The sequence below is a fragment of the Sandaracinobacter sp. genome, assembly GCF_041909755.1.
Classification (GTDB): Bacteria; Pseudomonadota; Alphaproteobacteria; order Sphingomonadales; family Sphingomonadaceae; genus Sandaracinobacteroides.
The window spans coordinates 1-16147 of the sequence record NZ_JAYRCW010000007.1; the positions used below are offsets into that span (position 1 = coordinate 1).

Here is a 16147-nt window from a genome sequence, read left to right on the forward strand (position 1 = left end):
AACGACGGGCGTGGCGCTGGAGACGGTGCCGAAGGTCGGCTACCGGCTGGTTGCGCTTGGCCCGCCCGCCCCCGAAGCAACACCCCCCGACGCGGAGCCAGCGGATATCATGCCATCCGGCCCCTCCCCCCGCACGGAGCGGGAGGCCGGCTTGTCCCGCCGGCGGCTGGTGGGCGGGGTGGCGGCAGCAGCCGCGCTGGCCGGTACGGGCTGGCTGCTGTGGGACAGGCACCGGGCCGCCGAAACCGATGTGCTGGTGCGGACGGCGCGGGACCGGCTGGCGCGCAGCGAATTCGGCGCCGGGAACGCGGCGCGCGCGCTGATGGAAGAGGCTCTGGCGCGAGACCCCGGCAGGGCCGACGCCTGGGGCGTTCTGGCCCTGAGCTGGCAGGAAATCGCGCGCGGCGCATCGGCCGGCACCCTTGCCGAGGCCGAGGCCAATACCCAAAGCGCCGCCCGGCGGGCGCTGGCGCTGGATCGGGCGCAGGGTGATGCCCTGGCTGCGTTGGCGCTGCTGCCGCCCCTGTTCGGGGACTGGCATGCCGCGGAGGAACGGCTGACGCGGACGCTCGACGTCGCCCCCGAGAATGAGGCTGCACTGGCCGGCATGGGATTGCTGGCGGCGTCGGTGGGCCGGATGGCGGATTCGTTGCAGCTGGCGGACAGGCTGCTGGCGGCAACCCCGGCGCACCGGGATGCCGCCGCGCGGCGCATCCATGCCCTGTGGGCGATCGAGGGGACTGGCGCGGCCCTGAAGGCCGCGACGGACTGGCAGGCCGGAGGACCGGGAACCGACGCGCCCGACCTGCTGCATCCCTGGCTCCTCGCCTTTGCGGGGGACACGGACGCGGCCGGGCGGCTGGTGGGTCAGACCCAGGCCAGGCAGCGCCACCCTTCGCGGATCCTGACCGCCATGCAGCTGAGCTTTCGGGCGATGGCATCGGGGCAGAGGAAGGACGCCGACCAGGCCGAGGCGGCCCTGACCGGGCTGGCGCGCTTCGGCGGCGGGACGAACGCGATCGGCATCTTGGGGCTGTGCGGCCTGGGGCGGCATTCGCAGGCGCTGGACATGGCGCAGAACTGGTATCGGACGGCAGCTGCAGCGGGGCCGACGGCTGCCGAACGGACGGCCCGACTGCACCGCACCCGGACATCCGTGCTGTTCCTGCCGCCGGCGCAGGGGCTGCGCGCCCATCCCCGCTTCCTGCCGCTGTGCGAGGAAGCGGGACTGGCGGGCTATTGGCGCGGCACCGCCAGACGCCCCGACTTCATGGCCGGGGCCTATCTGCCGATCTGAGGGCGGAGGGCGACAGCCCCCTGCCCCCATCATCCCGCGCGGCGTTACTTGCCCTTCGCCGCGTCTGGCGCGCCATGCGCCTGGGCGACGACATAGGCGCGGACGGCTTCGGCGTCTTGCGCCGTCATCACCTTGGAGAAGCTGACCATGCCGTTCGATGCGCGGGAGCCATCGATCACCACGTCGCGCCAGGCTTCGGCATCGCCGGAAATCGGTGACCAGCGCAGATCGGGCAGCACGCCCGACGAGATCGCCATGGGACCGTGGCAGACCATGCAGTTGCGGCTGTAGGCGACGAGGCCGCGCTGAAGCATGGCCTGATCCCCGAACTTCGGCGCCTGCGCGACCTTGTTCACCGGGATGAGGTTGTGATCCGGCACCGTGCCCTTCGCGCCGAGCTTGAAGGCGATGACGCGGCCGAGGTTGGACTGGATCGCCTTGTCGAACAGGAAGCCCGCCGCGAGGCCGTAAGCGCCGCCCCAGCCGCTGGCGACGGCGACATATTGTTCGCCATCCAGTTCATAGCTGACCGGCGGAGCCGCGATGCCGCCCTTCACATTGCCGCGCCACAGCGGCTTTCCGGTGGCGGCGTCATAGGCGACGAGGTCGCCGCCGACGGTGCCCTGGAACACGAGGCCGGCCGCCGTGGACAGGACGCCGCCGTTGGAGGGGGTAGGCAGTTCCACCGTCCAGCGGGCTTCCTGCTTGACAGGATCCCAGGCGATCAGCCGGCCCTTGTACATGGCCCGCATGCCCTTCAGCGTCGCGGCGTCCACGGGGCCGACGGGCATGCCGTCTTCGAAGCCGAAGCCGGTGTTCCACTTGGTGTTCGGATCGGCGGCCTTTTTCGGCGCATAGCCCTGCGGCAGTTCCTGGGCAGGGATATAGGCGAGGTTCAACTGGGGGTTGAACGCCATCGGGTGCCAGTTGTGGCCGCCCTGAGGCCCGGGCAGCAGCAGGCTGGAGCCCGAGACGGGACGGGCCTGCGCGGTTTCGACGGGCCGCCCCTTTGCATCGAGGCCCGTCGTCCAGGTTTGCGGAACATAGGCCTTGCCGGAGATGAACTCGCCCGATTTCGCATCGACGACGTAGAAGAAGCCGTTCTTCGGGGCCTGCATCACCACGCGGCGGGGCGCGCCGCCCTCACCCAGCGGAAGATCCGCGAGGATGATCGTCTGCGTGGCGGTGTAATCCCAGTTGTCGCGCGGGGTGGTCTGGAAATGCCACTTGTATTCGCCGCTGTTCGCATCGACCGCGACGATCGAGGACAGGAAGAGATTATCGCCCTTGCCATCCGGATCACGGAGCTGGGCATTCCAGGGGGAGCCGTTGCCGACGCCGAAGACGATCTGGTCGTTCTTCGTATCATAGACGATGGAATCCCAGACGGTGCCGCCGCCGCCATCCTTCGTCCAGCGGCCGGTCTTGCCCCAGGTGGCGTTGCCGAGTTTTGCAAAGGCAGCATCGGACGCCGCGCCGTCCGGCTTCATTTCGGGATTGGGGACGGTGTAGAAGCGCCAGACGAGCTTGCCGCTTTTCACATCATAGGCGGAGAGGTAGCCGCGCACGCCCAGTTCGGCGCCGCCGTTGCCGATCAGCACCATGTTCTTCACCACGCGCGGCGCGCCGGTGACGGTGTAGGGCTTCGAGCGATCAACGGTCTGCACCGACCAGAGCTTCTTGCCCGTCTTGGCGTCGATGGCTTCCAGCCGGCCGTCGATCACGCCCAGGAACAGGACGCCGTCCTTGATGGCGACGCCACGGTTGACGACGTCGCAGCAGGCATCGACGCCGACAGCCTTGTCTGCGCCCGGATCATAGACCCACAGTTCCTTGCCGGTGCGGGCATCGATGGCGTGGAGGATGGACCAGGAGGAGGTGACATACATGACGCCGTCGTGGACGATGGGCGTCGCCTCGATCCCGCGGTTGGAATTGAGATCGTAGGTCCAGGCGACGCCGAGGCCGGAAACGTTTTCCGCGTTCACCTTCGTGAGGCTGGAGTGGCGCTGTTCATCATAGGTGCCGCCATAGGTGAGCCATTCCGCAGCAGCCGAGCCGGCCTTGGCATAGACATCTTCCTGCGGCCCGGCGGGGGCGGCCGGGGTTTCGGCCTTCTGGTTGCAGGCCGCCAGCACGAGCATGGCGGTGATGGCAAGGGCGGAGGCCCGGTTGCGGACGATCATCTTGTCACTCTCCCGATGACGCCCACTCCCCTGGGCGCTGATGTTGCGGTGTTTGCCACGAACCGCCGGGGGCCGAACCTTCGCAAACTGCGAGGAACCGCCTGAACAGCACGGATTTCCGGGCCCAAAGCGGAAATGGGTTTGAGGCCGGGCGGCGGCCCTGCTAGCCCGCTGGACGTGGACGACACCGCCCCCTCCCCCTTTGCCTGGCCGGCCTTCCGGGCTTTCTTCGTGGCGAAGCTGGGATCGACGCTGGCGCAGATCATGATGGTGGTGGTGATCGGCTGGCAGGTTTACGACCTTGCGCGGCAGACGATGCCGATCCGCGAGGCGGCGTTCCTGCTGGGGCTGATCGGGCTGGCGCAGTTCCTGCCCGTGTTCCTGCTGAGCCTGGTGGTCGGCGTGGTGGCTGACCGGATGGACCGGCGGGTGATCGCGCGGGCCGCGATCCTGCTGGAACTGCTGTGCGCGCTGGCGCTGGCGGCGCTGGCGATGGCGGGTTCCACCCTGTTGTGGCCGCTGTTTGCGGTGGCGGTGGCGCTGGGCGTGGCGCGGGCCTTTGCGGCACCGTCGCTGTCTGCGCTGGCGCCCAACCTTGTGCCTTCGCATGTGCTGCCCACCGCGATCGCCTGGAATTCGATCGGCTGGCAATCCGGGGCGGTGCTGGGGCCTGTGCTGGGAGGCATCAGCTATGATCTGAACCCGGCGATGCCCTATTGGCTGGCGGTCGCGCTGCTGAGCGCGTCGGTGGTTTCGCTGTTCCTGATCCCGCCGGTGAAGCTGCCGCCCTCCACCGGGGCGAAGGGCCTGTCCGCCGTGAAGGAGGGGCTGGATTATGTGCGGGGCAACCGCATCGTATTCGGCGCCATTTCGCTGGACATGTTCGCCGTGATCCTGGCGGGGGCGACGGCGATGCTGCCCATCTATGCCCGCGACATCCTGCATGTGGGGCCGGCGGAACTGGGCTGGCTGCGCGCGGCGCCCGCGCTGGGGGCTGCAGCGGTTGCCTTCTGGCTGACGCGCAACCCGCTGGGCGGGCGCGTGGGGCAGAAGATGTTCGTGAACGTGGGGCTGTTCGCGCTGGCGACCGTGGCGTTCGGGCTTTCCACGATCCTGTGGGTTTCGATCGCGAGCCTGGTGGTTCTGGGCGCGGCGGACATGGTTTCGGTGTATGTGCGCTCCAGCCTGATCCAGCTGCACACGCCGGATTCGATGCGGGGGCGGGTATCTTCCGTGTCGCTGCTGTTCGTGAGCGCCTCCAACGAGTTGGGGGAGTTCCGCGCGGGGGTGATGGCGGCCGCCATCGGGCCGATCGCGGCGACCGTGGGCGGGGGCGTGCTGGCGCTGATCGTGACGATCCTGTGGGCGCGGCTGTTCCCGGAACTGAGAGATGCGGACAGGCTGGACGTGCCTGACGATCTGAGAGCCTGAAGGAGAGAGTGATGCGCGCCGCCAACATTCTGGAAACCATCGGAAATACGCCGCACGTTCGGGTTGCCCGGCTGTTCCCCGAAGCCCAGGTCTGGATCAAGAGCGAGCGGCAGAACCCCGGCGGTTCGATCAAGGACCGCATCGCGCTGGCGATGATCGAGGATGCGGAAGCATCGGGCGCCTTGAAGCCGGGCGGCACCATCGTGGAGCCGACGAGCGGCAACACCGGCATCGGCCTTGCCATGGTGGCTGCCGTGAAGGGCTATCGGCTGATCCTGGTGATGCCGGACAGCATGAGCGTGGAGCGGCGGCGGCTGATGCTGGCCTATGGCGCGAGCTTTGACCTGACCCCGCGCGAGAAGGGCATGAAGGGCGCGATCGCCCGCGCGCAGGAGATCGTGGCGGAGACGCCCGGCGCGTGGATGCCGCAACAGTTCGAGAACCCGGCCAATGTGGCGGTGCATGTGAAGACCACCGCGCAGGAGATCCTCGCCGATTTTCCCGAAGGGCTGGATGCGGTCATCACCGGCGTCGGCACCGGCGGACACATCAGCGGCGTGGCGCAGGTGCTGAAGGCGAAATGGCCGGGGTGCCGGGTGTTCGCGGTGGAGCCGACGCTGTCGCCGGTGATTTCGGGCGGCCAGCCTTCGCCGCACCCCATTCAGGGCATCGGCGCCGGCTTCATTCCGGGCAATCTTCACACCGAACTGCTGGACGGAGTGATCCAGGTGGACCCGGCCGACGCCAAGGAGATGGCGCGCCGCGCCGCCCGCGAGGAAGGGATGCTGGTGGGCATTTCATCGGGCGCGACGCTGGCGGCGATCGCACAGAAGCTGCCCGAGCTGGGGGCCGGCGCCAAGGTGCTGGGTTTCAACTATGACACGGGCGAACGCTATCTGAGCGTGCCGGACTTCCTGCCGGAATAAGGCCCCTCACCCCGCGGTGAGGGTGAGGAGGACCAGTTCGGGCGGCACGCCGATGCGGAGCGGAAGCCAGCTTGTGCCGACGCCGGACGTGACATGGAGCCGCCAGCCGTTGAGGGTGCATGCGCCCCGGCGGCAGGCAGGCTTGCCCAGCAGCCATTCCCCCGGCGACCCGATGAGCGGCAACATCATCTGCCCGCCATGGGTGTGCCCCGCCAGCGCCAGCACCGAGCGGCCGGGCGGCGGCTTGTCGAAGGCGAGGAAATCGCCTTCGTGGCGCAGCAGCAGCAGCGGCTTGCCCGGCGGGAGGTCGCTGGTGGCCCGGAAGAAATCGGCGCCATGGAGGGTAGAATTGAGCCCGGCGATGACGAGCGGGCCGATATCGACCGCTTCGTTCACGAGAAGGCGCGGGCGCGGCTGCGCGGCGAACACGACCGGCCCCCATTTCGGATTGTCGTGGTTGCCGAGCACGGCGAACACGCCCATTGGCGCCTTCAGCGCCGCAAAGGGGCGCACAGCCGGTTCCAGATGCGGGCGGCCGCCCATGCCCAGGATCTTGCCGCCGATATAGTCCCCCGCGAGCAGGATCAGATCCGGCTTCAGCGCATTCGCCTGCGCGACGATCGCCGCCAGCCGGTCCGGCGGCATGTCAGGGACGCCGAGGTGCGTATCCGACAGCAACAGGACGCGGAACTGCGCGCCGGGCGGCAACCCGGCCATCGCATAGCTGTGCCGGACGACGACCGGGGGGCGCGTGGCCCCCCAATAGCCCCAGCCGATGAAGGCCAGCGCGAGCGCCAGACCGACGCCGAGCGCCCGCGCCGCCAGCCTCATCGCAGCAGGGTCATTCGGCGGCCTGCGCCTGGCTCCACCCCAGCACCGCCTTCACTTCGAGGAATTCGGTGAAGGCATGGTCGCCCCATTCGCGGCCGTTGCCGGATTGCTTGTAGCCGCCGAAGGGGGCCATGAAATCGGGCGCGGCGCCGTTGATGTTGACCTGACCGGCCCGGAGCCTGAGCGCGACCTGCCGCGCTTCATCTTCCGGACCCTGCACATAGGCGGCAAGGCCATAGACGGTATCGTTGCCGGCGCGGATCGCGTCTTCGAGCGTGTCGTAGGGCAGCATGGCGAGGACCGGGCCGAAGATTTCCTCGCGCGCAATCGTCATGTCGTTGGTGACATCGGCAAACACGGTGGGCTTCACATAATAGCCCTTGTCCAGCCCTTCCGGCCGGCCGGGACCGCCCGCAACGAGCGTCGCGCCTTCGTCGATGCCCTTCTGGATCAGGCCCTGGATCTTGTTGAACTGCACTTCGGACACAACCGGGCCGATTACGCTGTTGCCGTTGGGATCGCCCACGGTGATCGCTTCAGCCGCCGCCTTTGCGATGGCCTTGGCCTGCTCCATCTTGGGGCGCGGCACGAACATGCGGGTGGGCGCGTTGCAGCTCTGCCCCGAGTTCAGCATCATGGACTGGATGCCGCCGCCGACGGCCGTGGCGAGATCGGCCGAATCCAGCACGATGTTCGGCGACTTGCCGCCCAGTTCCTGGCTGACGCGCTTGACCGTAGGGGCGGCGTTGCGCGCCACCTCGATCCCGGCGCGGGTGGAGCCGGTGAAGCTGACCATGTCGATCAGGGGATGGCTGGAAATGGCGGCGCCGACTTCGGGGCCGTCGCCGTTGATGAGATTGAAGACGCCCTTGGGGACGCCGGCCGCGTGCATGACTTCCGCGAACAGGAGGGCGTTGAAGGGCGCCACTTCGGACGGCTTCAGGATCATCGTGCAGCCGGTGGCGATCGCCGGGGCCACCTTGCAGGCGATCTGGTTGATCGGCCAGTTCCAGGGCGTGATGAAGCCGCAGACGCCGATCGGCTCCTTGACGAGGTGGGTGGTGCCCTTGTCTTCCTCGAACTTGTAATCCTTCAGGATGGCCATCGCCGTCTGGAAGTGGGCTGCGCCGAGACCGGCCTGATATTGGGTGGCGAGCCAGGCTGGCGCCCCCATTTCCTCGGTGATGGCAGCCGCGATGTCGGCATAGCGCTTCTGATATTCGGAAACGATCGCGCCAAGCAGATCGAGGCGTTCGGCGCGGGTGGTGCGGCCAAAGCTTTCGAAAGCGGCATGGGCGGCCTTCGCGGCGCGATCGACATCGGCGGCAGACCCCATCGCGATGCGGCCCATCGGCTGTTCGGTGGCCGGGTTGATGACATCCAGCGGCTTCACGCCGTTGGCAGGATCGACCCACTGGCCGTCGATGTAGAACTTCAGTGCCTCGCGCATGTCTCTCTCCCAAACTTGTGCGGCAGTTGATGTAGGGCGTGGGGCGGCCGGCGAAAACGCCCAACAAAGAGGGGGTCGTCTTGGCAGACGGGCAGCTCGTCGTTAGGTGACAATATATCCTTGCTTCTGGAGAGACGGAAAAAATGCGGATCGCCCCCCTTGGACTGCTGATGATTGCAACTGCCCTTTCGACGCCGGCGCTGGCGCAGGACCGGCCCGCCGGGCTGGCGGGCAGCGGCGTGGTGACCTCTTCCCGGGACAACAGCCCGCAGCGCCCGATCCGCTTCGCGGCTGCCGTTCCGGCCGGCGCGGCGCTGATCGTGCCGGTGACGGCTTCGATGGACCTGTCCGCAAGCGGCCTTCCCGCCGGAACGGCGGCAGCCGTGGCGGCCGCCGCGAAAGCCGCCCGGTATGAGGGCAAACCGCTTTCCACGCTGAAGCTGCACGACATCGGCGGGCATCCGGCAATCGTGCTGGTGGGCGTGGAGAAGCTGGCCCAGCCGAAGGAGGCGGCGCTTGCGGATGCGGCGGGCAAGGCGATGCTGGCGCTGCGCGACCAGCCGAGCGACATCGCGATCCTGGGCGGCAGGCTGCCGGCCGGATCGGCCCCCTACCTCGCCTATGGCGCAGCGCTGGCGGGTTACCGCTATGACCGGCTGAAATCGGAACCGAAGGCGCCGCCTGCGAACCCGGTGGTGGTGGTGTCCGCCGAGGCGGGCGCCGAGGCGGCCTATGCCGGTGACCTGGCGCATGTGGCCTCTGCCGTGCGTTTCGCGCGGGATCTGGTGACGACGCCCGCCAACGAGCTGTACCCCGAAAGCTTCGTCGCCGCCGTGCAGCGCGAGCTGAAGGGCGTGCCGAACGTGAAGGTGACCGTGCTGGACGAAGCGCAGATGCGCGCGCTGGGCATGGGCACGCTGCTGGGCGTGGGCCAGGGATCGCGACGGCCTTCACGCCTGCTGGCGGTGGAATATCGCGGCGCGGGCGACACGGCGCCGATCGCGCTGGTGGGCAAGGGCATCACCTTTGACAGCGGCGGGATTTCCATCAAGCCCGCCTCTGGCATGTGGGAGATGAAGGGCGACATGTCTGGCGCGGCTGCCGCCATCGGCGGCGTCATCGCGGCGGCGAAGCGTGGCGCGAAGGCCAATGTGATCGGCGTGGCGGCGCTGGCCGAAAACATGCCCGGCGGCGGGGCGCAGCGGCCCGGCGACGTGGTACGGACGCTGAACGGCAAGACGGTGGAGGTGATCAACACCGACGCCGAAGGGCGGCTTGTGCTGGCCGACGCCAACCAGTGGACGATCCGCCAGTACCGGCCGGCCGCGCTGGTGAACATCGCCACGCTGACGGGCGCCATCGTGGCGGCGCTGGGTGAGGAATATTCAGGCCTGTTCGCGCGCAACGAGGAACTGGCCGGGCGGTTGACGAAGGCGGCATCCGGCGTTGGCGAGGACCTGTGGCGGATGCCGTTGCACCCAAGCTATGCCGAGGACATGGCGAGCGAAATCGCGGACATCCGGAATTCGAAGGAAGGCGGGCGCGCAGGCGCGGGTACTGCCGCGCACTTCATCAGCTTCCTGACGCCCGAGCCGACCGCATGGGCCCATATCGACATGGCAGCCGTGGACCGGGCCGAAAGCGACCTGCCGACGGTGCCGAAAGGCCCGCGCGGCTATGGCGTGCGGCTGTTCGACCAGCTGGTCAGATCCTACGAGAAGTAACGAGGAAGGGCGGTCCCTTGCGGGGCCGCCCTTCTGTTTCCGCAGGGTTGGAACTGTTGGCGATCAGGCCGAGACGCTGAACGAACGACGGCGACGGGCGGCGACACCCACGAAGCCGAAGCCCGCGATCAGCATGGCCCACATGCGCGGTTCGGGAATGATGTTGAAGCTGATGGAATCCAGCCGGTACCCCTGCCCGCGATCGCCGTTGTAGAGGATGTTGCCGGGCACCCGCGTCGTGAAGACATATTGGGTGAAATTGCCCCACGGATTGTCGAAGGTGAGGCGCGAGGTGCGGCCGTTGGCGTTGCTGTTGACGACCGTGGCGGCGCTGTCGAGGCCGGAGCGGATCGTGCCGGAACTGATGAGCGGAACGAAGCTGCCGTCTTCGTTCACGCCATAGAGCATGAGCGTGTCGTTCGCGTCTGCCGCGGAGAGCTTCAGGCCGCTGATTTCGAACGGGCGGCTGGCGGACAGGACAAGCGCTTCGCGGCGGTTGGCCTGGTTGGTATCGATCTGGGTGCCGGCGCCGCCGCCGGCGACGCCGAGGCCCGGCGCGCTGATCGAGACAGACAGCGGGCTGCCCAGCGACCAGAGGCCGGAGAGCAACGACGGATCACCCGTGAAGCGGGTGGCGGTGAAGGTGAAATCGACGCCATCGGCCGAGCGCGTGACGCTGTCGGCTGTGCCCGACGGGCCGCCGAGGAGGACCGTGACAGCCGAGGCGGGCGTTGCCACGGCGAAAGATGCAGCAAGGGTGACGACCGCCAGCGCGGCGAAGGATTTCATCATCGGTGCGACCTCTGTTCGTTTTTGCCCCCGGCCCAACCTGCCCGCCCTCTTTTCCAAAGGGCTTCAACGGGTTCAACCAAGAAGTTAGGGCATTGTGTAACCGAGTCGCGTTAAGATTACCAGACCCGTGCAGCAATTTTTGTGCACTGCGGAAACAGGCCGCTTTTCAGGGCTTTTCGCTGCTGTCTTCGGGCGAATCCTTCAGGTTCAAACCGTGCCGCAGCATCAGCGGAACCTGTGCCAGCGCGAACAGGAATGTCAGCAGCGTGTCGCCCCAGATCTTGAAGTGCAGCCAGCTATCGGTGGCGAAGAAGCGCCACAGCAGTTCGTTGGCGATGGCGAGCGCGAGGAAGAACAGCGACCAGCGGCGGGTCAGCATCGTCCAGCCCGTATCGCTGAGGCCCGGCAGCGCCGAGCCGAGGAGCGTGCGCAGATAGTTGCGGCCCCGGATGAGGCCGAAGGCGAGGACGCCGGAGAAGATGAGGAAGACGATGGTGGGCTTCATCTTGATGAAGGTTTCGTCGTGCAGCCACAACGTCAGGCCGCCGAAGACGCCGACGAGCGCGGCGGAAAACCAGGTCATCGCCGGGATGTGCCGCGTGAGCGCCCAGGCAGCGGCCATGGCGGCGGCCGTTGCCGCCATGAAGGCGGCTGTGCCGACATAGATGTCCCAGCGGGAATAGGCGGCGAAGAAGATGAGAAGCGGGCCGAGATCGACGGCGAGCTTCTTCCAGCCATCCAGTTCGCGCCGGGCGGCTGCCGGCTTCGGTTCGTCAATCAAGGATCAGGCTCCCGTCAGGGCGGAGGCAAAGGCGCGGGCGTCGAAGGGGCGGAGATCGCCCAGCTTCTCGCCGACGCCGATGGCGTGGATGGGAAGGCCGAACTTCTCGGCCGCCGCGACCAGCACGCCGCCGCGCGCGGTGCCGTCGAGCTTGGTCATCACCAGGCCGGTAACGCCGGCGACTTCGCGGAAAATCTCGATCTGGCTGAGCGCGTTCTGGCCGGTGGTGGCATCCAGCACCAGGATCGTATCATGCGGGGCGCCGGGTTGCTGGCGGCCCAGCACGCGGCGAACCTTGGCGAGTTCGTCCATCAGCCCGGCCTTGTTCTGCAGGCGGCCCGCGGTATCCACCAGCAGCACATCCCGGCCGGAGGCGCGGGCCTGTTCCATCGCGGTGAAGGCGAGGCCCGCCGCATCGGCATCCGGTTTCCCCGAGATGACAGGGATCGACAGGCGATCGCCCCACACCTTCAGCTGCTCGACAGCGGCGGCGCGGAACGTGTCTCCGGCGGCCATCATCACGGCGTAATCATCTTCCTGGAAATTGTGCGCGAGCTTGGCGATCGTCGTTGTCTTGCCGGTGCCGTTCACCCCGACGACCAGGATTGTGTGCGGGCGCGGGAAGGCCGTGACCAGCAGCGGCATTGCCAGCGGGGCGAGGATGGCTGCAATCTCGTCTGCCGCGACCTGCCGCACGCGCGACACGTCGATCTCGCCCGCGAGCCGGGCTTCGGCCAGCTTCGAAACGATGCGCGCGGCGACCGTGGGGCCGAGATCGGCCGAGATCAGCGCCTCCTCGACGGATTCGAGATCCTCCGCCTCGATCCGGCCGCCGCCGACCATGAAGCTGAGGTTCTGGGCCAGCTTTTCGGACGAACGGGAAAGGCCCGATCGCATCCGGGCGAGCCAGCCCGTCTTTTCCGTGACGTCGTTCATTCAGCCAGCAGTCCGTCATTCAGATGGGTGGGCGTGAGCCGCACAAGAGCGCCCCGTGGACGGGGCGCGGCGTAGCGCAGCCTAAGCCCATGCGCGCTCAACCCCTGCCCGCCTTCGCTGACGGTGTCGACCGGCATTCCGACGAAGGCGGCAGTGAATTCGGCAAGGCGGCTGGCGGCGGCTGCGCGCAATTCGGCAGCGCGGGCCCTGGCAAGGGCGGGTGGCACCTGGGGCATCCGGGCGGCCGCCGTGCCGGGGCGCGGCGAATAGGGAAAGACATGGGCGTGGACGAGGCCGCAATCCGCCAGCAGGGACAGGCTGTTGGCGTGGGCTGCCGGCCCTTCGGTGGGGAAGCCCGCGATCAGGTCCGCGCCCAGCGCAAGTCCCGGGCGAATGGCGCGCAGCCGTTCGGACAGCTGCACCGCGTCTGCCCGGCTGTGGCGGCGCTTCATGCGCTTCAGAACCAGATCGTCGCCGGATTGCAGCGACAGATGGATGTGCGGCATCAACCTCTCGTCTGACAGCGCTTCCAGAAGCGCCGGGTCGGCCTCTGCCGCGTCGAGCGAGGAGAGGCGCAGGCGAGGTATGGCGGTCTGCGCCAGGATTGCCTGCACCAGCCGGCCCAGCGCCGGGCTGCCGGGCAGATCCTGGCCGTAACTGGTGGTGTCGATGCCTGTCAGCACCACTTCTGCGACGCCCTGCGCCGCCAGCGCCGCGACATAGGCGACAACCTCTGCCAGCGGGGTGGAGCGGGAGGGACCGCGCGCGAGGCGGGTGACGCAGAAGGTGCAGTCATGGTCGCAGCCGTCCTGTACGGCGACGAAGGCGCGGGACTGGCGGGTGACGGGGGCGGCCCGCCCTTCCCTGCCCCAGGCGGCGCCTTCCAGCTTTTGCGCGTTGGGGATGATGGTCGCCACGTCCCGGAAGCGCGCGGGTTCGATGGCGGATGCGCAACCCGTGATGAAGACGGGGCCGGTGCGGGCCGCCGCGCGGGCGGCGGCGCGGGCATCCCGCACGGCCTCTGCCGTGACGGCGCAGCTGTTGATTACCGTGCTGCCGGCGGGCGCCAGCGCCGCCAGCGCATCGCGTTCGGCGAGGTTGGACCGGCAGCCGTGGACGATGACGGTGGCGGCCGTCAAAGCTCCGTCTCTCCGCGAAAGCTGGTGGCGACGGGCCCGGTCATGGAAAGGGTGCCGTGCGGGGTTTCCGCGATGACGAGATCGCCGCCCGGCAGGCGGACGGTGGCGCTGGCATCCACCAGCCCCCGCCGGCGGGCGGCGGCGAAAGTGGCGCAGGCGCCCGATCCGCAGGCGAGCGTGAGGCCCGCGCCGCGTTCCCAGACGCGCAACCTGACGAGGCCCCGGTTCACGACCGTCGCCACATTCACATTCACCCGTTCGGGAAACACCGGATCATGTTCGATTTCCGGCCCCAGGGCTTCCAGCGGAACGGCATCGGCATCGGCCACGAAGAAGATGACGTGGGGGTTGCCCATGTTGACGGCTGACGGACGTTCCAGCTCTCTCCAGGCCAGCGGCATGTCCCCCGTGTCCATCGCATAGGCAAGCGGGATGTCGGACCAGCCGAAGCGGGGGGCGCCCATGTCGATGGTGACGCCATCGATCGCGGCGGCCGCGGTGAGCAGACCGCCGCGCGTTTCGATGCTGGCGGCCCCGCCCAGAAGGTGGGCGACGCAGCGGGTGGCGTTGCCGCAGGCGCCGGATTCGCTGCCGTCCGGGTTGAAGATGCGCATGAACACATCCGCCTTGTCCGACGGCTCCAGCACGATCAGCTGGTCGCAGCCGATGCCCCTGTGACGATCCGCCAGGCGGCGCACGCGTTCGGGCGGCATGGCGAGCGCCAGGTGCCGGGCATCGAAGATGGCAAAATCATTGCCGGCCCCGTGCATCTTCAGGAAGGCTGTCGCCATGGGGCCTGCATCTATGGGCGCGAAGCCCTGCTTGCAATGGAGGCCGCATTTCTGTTGCATCGCAGCGGGCGCGGCGGTAATGCGCGCGGCCTTGAGGAGGTTCGGCCCGAACGGCCGGACGACACGGAAACCGGACACGGAAACCGCAGGAAAAGCTTAGGGTGGCCAGCCTGTCTCTTTCACCTGACCAGACCGTTGAGGATGTCGCCGGCGTGCTGGCCGGCGCGCTTTCGCTTGCCGACGATGTTGCGAGCGGCCTGACACGCGACACGCTGCTGTTCGGCAACCTGCCGGAACTTGATTCGATGGCGGTGGCGACGGTGCTGACAGCGCTGGAGGATCGCTTCGGCATCCTGATCGACGATGACGAGGTTTCGGGCGAGCTGTTCGAGAGTGTGGGGACGCTGGCGGACTTCGTCGCGGCGAAGCTGGCGGCCGCCTGACCGACTGATTCCGGGCCCCGGCTAAGCGTCGGGCCGATTGTCATAATTTTCCACTTTACACAGGCGGCCATCGTCCCCATATGCGCGCTCCGCTGCCCCATGGGACTTCCACCGCAAGGCAGTCGATTCTGAAACTGCACCCCGGAGGTCCCTTGAATTGCACAACCATCATAACGCGCTTCGGGTAGCGACCGAGCTGCAACCGGCAGCTCCCGTCACCCTTGTCCGTCCTGATGCTGCCCTCGATGCGGCGCGCTTCTTCAATTCGGCATTTCCGGGGAAGAGCTTTTACGCCGTGAAGGCGAACCCTTCGCCGCACCTGATCGAGACGCTGTGGGCAGGTGGCATCCGCCACTTCGACGTCGCCTCCATCGCGGAGGTGCGGCTGGTGCGCGGGCTGCTGGCAGACGCCGTGCTGGCGTTCATGCACCCGGTGAAGGCCGAGGAAGCCATTGCCGAGGCCTATCATGTGCATGGCGTGCGGATCTTTTCGCTGGATACGCATGAGGAGCTGGCGAAGATCATCCGCGCCTGCGCGACCGATGGCGTGCCCGCCGCCGATCTGACGCTGTGCGTGCGGCTGAAGGTTTCCTCCGGCTATTCCAAGCTGAGCCTGGCATCGAAGTTCGGGATCGGCGTGGCCGACGCCCCTGCCCTGCTGCTGGCCGCGCGCCAGGCGGCGGATTCGCTGGGCATCTGTTTCCATGTGGGATCGCAGGCGATGAGCCCGGCGGCCTATGCCGACGCCATGGCCTTCGTGCGCGCCGCGATCGTGGAAGCGGGCGTGACCGTGGACGTGATCGACGTGGGCGGCGGCTTCCCCAGCCGTTATCCCGGCATGGAGCCGCCGAGCCTCGAGACCTATTTCGCGGTGATCGAGCGGGCCTATGAGTCTCTGCCGGTTTCCTATTCGGCGGAGCTGTGGTGCGAGCCGGGCCGGGCGCTGTCTGCCGATTACGCCAGCGTGCTGGTGCGGGTGGAAAAGCGGCGCGGCGAGGAACTGTACATCAACGACGGCGCCTATGGGTCGCTGTTCGATGCCGCGCATGTGGAATGGCGCTATCCGGTGAAGCTGGTGCGCGCGGATGCCTCGGAAGCGGAGTCGATGGACTTTTCCTTCTATGGCCCCACCTGTGACGACATGGACCATATGAAGGGCCCGTTCGCGCTGCCGGCGGATGTGAAGGCAGGCGACTATATCGAGATCGGCCAGCTTGGCGCCTATGGGCAGGCCATGCGGACCGGGTTCAACGGCTTCGGCGCCGGCGATACCGTGATCGTGACCGACCCGCCGATGGCGAGCCTGATCCCGCAGGGCGGCATTGCGACCGTTCCGGCGAATGTGGTGCCGCTTGGAGTTGTCGCGCGCGTCTGAGCGCGTCATCAAGGTTTCATTGTTTTTCCCCACCGCTTCGGCGGT

The 16147-nt window shown here is 67.9% G+C and carries 14 protein-coding genes; 6 read left to right on the top strand and 8 right to left on the bottom strand.

What is annotated here, in order from left to right; genetic code table 11:
* On the top strand, nucleotides 1-1297 hold a 1297-nt coding region (locus ACE3O8_RS02015; RefSeq protein ID WP_374386244.1), incomplete at its 5' end, for a tetratricopeptide repeat protein.
* Between the two features lie 44 nt (nucleotides 1298-1341).
* Here ACE3O8_RS02015 and ACE3O8_RS02020 read toward each other — a convergent pair.
* Entirely contained in the window at nucleotides 1342-3483 is a 2142-nt protein-coding gene (locus ACE3O8_RS02020; protein WP_374386246.1) for a PQQ-dependent dehydrogenase, methanol/ethanol family, read from the bottom strand.
* Between the two features lie 177 nt (nucleotides 3484-3660).
* Between ACE3O8_RS02020 and ACE3O8_RS02025 the strand changes: the two genes are divergently transcribed.
* Both ACE3O8_RS02025 and cysK read left to right on the top strand, forming a co-directional pair.
* Nucleotides 3661-4914, top strand: a complete 1254-nt coding sequence (locus ACE3O8_RS02025) for an MFS transporter (protein ID WP_374386248.1) — start codon at nucleotides 3661-3663, stop codon at nucleotides 4912-4914.
* 11 nt (nucleotides 4915-4925) lie between these two features.
* Complete coding sequence (gene cysK, locus ACE3O8_RS02030) at nucleotides 4926-5840, top strand: cysteine synthase A (RefSeq protein WP_374386250.1); 915 nt, start codon at nucleotides 4926-4928, stop codon at nucleotides 5838-5840.
* Nucleotides 5841-5846: 6 nt separating this feature from the next.
* On the opposite strand, the gene ACE3O8_RS02035 is transcribed toward cysK, so the two are convergent.
* Together ACE3O8_RS02035 and ACE3O8_RS02040 are read right to left on the bottom strand one after the other, a co-directional pair.
* Nucleotides 5847-6671 carry a metallophosphoesterase gene (locus ACE3O8_RS02035; RefSeq protein ID WP_374386252.1) on the bottom strand — a complete coding sequence of 275 codons (825 nt, stop codon included), beginning with the start codon at nucleotides 6669-6671 and terminating at the stop codon, nucleotides 5847-5849.
* 10 nt (nucleotides 6672-6681) lie between these two features.
* On the bottom strand, nucleotides 6682-8121 hold the full coding sequence (locus ACE3O8_RS02040) for an aldehyde dehydrogenase family protein (protein WP_374386254.1): 1440 nt from the start codon (nucleotides 8119-8121) through the stop codon (nucleotides 6682-6684).
* 170 nt (nucleotides 8122-8291) lie between these two features.
* On the opposite strand from ACE3O8_RS02040, the gene ACE3O8_RS02045 reads away from it, so the two are divergent.
* Entirely contained in the window at nucleotides 8292-9845 is a 1554-nt protein-coding gene (locus ACE3O8_RS02045; protein WP_374386256.1) for a leucyl aminopeptidase, read from the top strand.
* Nucleotides 9846-9908: 63 nt separating this feature from the next.
* Here ACE3O8_RS02045 and ACE3O8_RS02050 read toward each other — a convergent pair whose 3' ends face one another.
* The 5 genes from ACE3O8_RS02050 to dapF form a co-directional block, all read right to left on the bottom strand.
* Nucleotides 9909-10637, bottom strand: a complete 729-nt coding sequence (locus tag ACE3O8_RS02050; protein WP_374386258.1) for a PEPxxWA-CTERM sorting domain-containing protein — start codon at nucleotides 10635-10637, stop codon at nucleotides 9909-9911.
* A 166-nt stretch (nucleotides 10638-10803) separates the two neighbouring features.
* Nucleotides 10804-11418 carry a septation protein A gene (locus tag ACE3O8_RS02055; protein ID WP_374386260.1) on the bottom strand — a complete coding sequence of 205 codons (615 nt, stop codon included), beginning with the start codon at nucleotides 11416-11418 and terminating at the stop codon, nucleotides 10804-10806.
* Between the two features lie 3 nt (nucleotides 11419-11421).
* Nucleotides 11422-12354, bottom strand: a complete 933-nt coding sequence (gene ftsY, locus ACE3O8_RS02060) for a signal recognition particle-docking protein FtsY (RefSeq protein ID WP_374386262.1) — start codon at nucleotides 12352-12354, stop codon at nucleotides 11422-11424.
* Nucleotides 12351-13493 (bottom strand): radical SAM protein, encoded by a 1143-nt coding sequence (locus tag ACE3O8_RS02065; protein WP_374386264.1) that lies wholly within the window; start codon nucleotides 13491-13493, stop codon nucleotides 12351-12353. Before ACE3O8_RS02065 ends, ftsY begins: the two co-directional genes overlap by 4 nt.
* Entirely contained in the window at nucleotides 13490-14284 is a 795-nt protein-coding gene (gene dapF / locus ACE3O8_RS02070) for a diaminopimelate epimerase (protein ID WP_374386266.1), read from the bottom strand. The genes ACE3O8_RS02065 and dapF overlap by 4 nt, the downstream gene beginning before the upstream one ends.
* Before the next feature lie 161 nt (nucleotides 14285-14445).
* On the opposite strand from dapF, the gene ACE3O8_RS02075 reads away from it, so the two are divergent.
* Together ACE3O8_RS02075 and ACE3O8_RS02080 are read left to right on the top strand one after the other, a co-directional pair.
* Nucleotides 14446-14727 carry an acyl carrier protein gene (locus ACE3O8_RS02075; RefSeq protein ID WP_374386268.1) on the top strand — a complete coding sequence of 94 codons (282 nt, stop codon included), beginning with the start codon at nucleotides 14446-14448 and terminating at the stop codon, nucleotides 14725-14727.
* Nucleotides 14728-14884: 157 nt separating this feature from the next.
* Nucleotides 14885-16102: a type III PLP-dependent enzyme gene (locus ACE3O8_RS02080; protein WP_374386270.1), complete on the top strand. Its 1218-nt coding sequence runs from the start codon at nucleotides 14885-14887 to the stop codon at nucleotides 16100-16102.
* Nucleotides 16103-16147: the final 45 nt, after the last annotated feature.